2 protein-coding genes and 1 pseudogene are annotated in these 2,104 nt (G+C 30.8%); 2 read left to right on the top strand and 1 reads right to left on the bottom strand.

What is annotated here, in order from left to right:
* A partial coding sequence (locus HMPREF9129_RS11210; protein WP_004823259.1) for an EF-Tu C-terminal domain-related protein occupies nt 1–149 on the top strand: 149 nt, incomplete at its 5' end.
* 253 nt (nt 150–402) lie between these two features.
* A complete protein-coding gene (gene uraA / locus HMPREF9129_RS09885) occupies nt 403–1,662 on the top strand; it encodes a uracil permease (protein ID WP_245946069.1) in 1,260 nt (419 codons plus the stop codon).
* 153 nt (nt 1,663–1,815) lie between these two features.
* On the opposite strand, the pseudogene HMPREF9129_RS12095 reads toward uraA, so the two are convergent.
* Nucleotides 1,816–2,104 (bottom strand): annotated as a pseudogene (locus HMPREF9129_RS12095) (LysR family transcriptional regulator); the annotation flags it as partial.

The raw sequence follows: 2,104 nt of genomic DNA, 5'->3' as shown, positions 1-2,104 counted from the left end.
ACGGAGTAGAAATGGTAATGCCGGGAGACAACTCAACATTCACAGTAACACTAATTACACCAATCGCAATGGACGAAGGATTAAGATTCGCAATTCGTGAAGGTGGAAGAACAGTAGCATCAGGCGTTGTTTCTAAACTTATCGACTAATTTAATTAACAATTAGGCCTTAGACCTTAGATTATTCTAAGGTCTTTTTTTGAGCAAATAAAATAAATTAAAAAATTATAAAAATATTTCTATTAAAAAATTAAACCTTTATTTAGCATTTAGCATGGTTGGGGTAAATAATAAAAATGAATTATTTTCTAATTAATTATTGAGACTTAAAAATAAATAGAGTAAAATACATAAGAAAGTTTGAAAAAAAGTTGAATTTTTAAAAACTAAGATGGGGGGAGAAATGAATAAGAAGATTATAGGAGTGGATGAAAAAGTACCTTTAAATCTGCTTATACCTTTGAGTTTGCAACATACGTTTGCTATGTTTGGAGCTTCTGTACTAGTTCCATTAGTATTTAAAATGGATCCAAGTATTGTACTTTTAATGAATGGTATAGGAACATTTTTGTTAATTTGGATAACCAATAAAAAAGTGCCAGCTTATTTAGGTTCAAGTTTTGCATTCTTAGGACCAACTCAAGTTATTTTATCAAAATATCCATTTGAATATGCACTTGGCGGATTTGTGGCAATAGGATCAATAGGTTGCCTTATTGCATGGTTGATTAAAAGAAAGGGAGTTAGTTGGTTAGATATAGTTCTTCCTCCAGCAGCAATGGGAGCCGTAGTAGCGCTTATAGGACTTCAATTGGCATCAGCGACAATATCTGGTGGAACAATAGGAGCTAATATAATGGGAGAAACTGCAACTAATCCGGACAGAATAGTTTTTGCAGTGACATTATTAACAGCAATTTTTGGTTCAGTTCTATTTAAAAAATTTTGGGCAACAATACCAATCTTAATAGCAATAGTAGTTGGATATATAACAGCGTATTTTTTTGGAATGATTGATTTTTCGGGATTAAGAGAAGCTAATTTATTTGTGGTTCCACATTTTCAAGCGCCAGCTTTTCACTGGGAACCGATTTTGACAATGTTACCTGTGACATTGGTTATAATGAGTGAAAATATAAGTCATCAAGTGGTAACAAGCAACATAATAGGAAGAGATATAATAAAAGACCCAGGACTTGATAAGACTATACTTGCAGACAATTTTTCTACAATGGTCTCAGGATTTTTGGGTTCAGTTCCGACTACAACATACGGAGAAAATATAGGTGTAATGGCAGTTACTGGAGTATATAGTGTTCAAGTAATAGCTGGAGCGGCAGTAGTTTCAATATGTATGGCATTCATTGGACCTTTAGCGGCACTTATTCAAACAATCCCTGGAGATGTAATAGGAGGAGTTACGTTCTTATTATATGGAATGATAGGGGCAAGTGGATTGAGACTTTTGGTTGATGCAAAAGTAGACTATTCAAAAAGTGCAAACCTGATTTTGACAAGTGTAATATTATTTACAGGTCTTAGTGGTTTGATAATTTCTGTTGGAAATGTAGAACTATCAGGAATGGTATTGGCAAGTGTGGTTGCAGTTATTTTAAGTATAACATTCCATATTTGTAGAAGATTAAAAATATTAGAAGATTAAAAATATTAGAAGATTAATAATAACAAACTCTGATTTACTAAGTAAGTTGGAGTTTGTTTTTATTGATTTGAATTTCCAAAATATAGTTATTTTGTGCAAATACTATTTTCTAATAAATTTGTGAGCATTTTTTGGACTTATATTTAAATTAGTTCAGAGTAGTTTTTGAATCTTTTTAATTTCTTCGATTAATAGATTATTAAATGCTTTAACATAATGTGGTAGATCTATGTATTTATTCTTAACAATATCAATTCTTAAAGGATAATTAAAATCTTTTATAGGAAATAAGAAAATTTCTGGATTGTCTAATAAATGTATTGATAACATTCTAGGGACAATAGCACAGGTAGTGTTATTTAAACATAAACTAATTTGAACATCACATTCACTTATAAAGTAGGGAGTTTTATTTAATTGTATACCATGACTTAGAATATGC

The sequence above is a fragment of the Peptoniphilus indolicus ATCC 29427 genome (assembly GCF_000227315.1).
Classification (GTDB): Bacteria; Bacillota; Clostridia; order Tissierellales; family Peptoniphilaceae; genus Peptoniphilus; species Peptoniphilus indolicus.
This window is presented reverse-complemented; position numbering and strand designations above follow the sequence as displayed.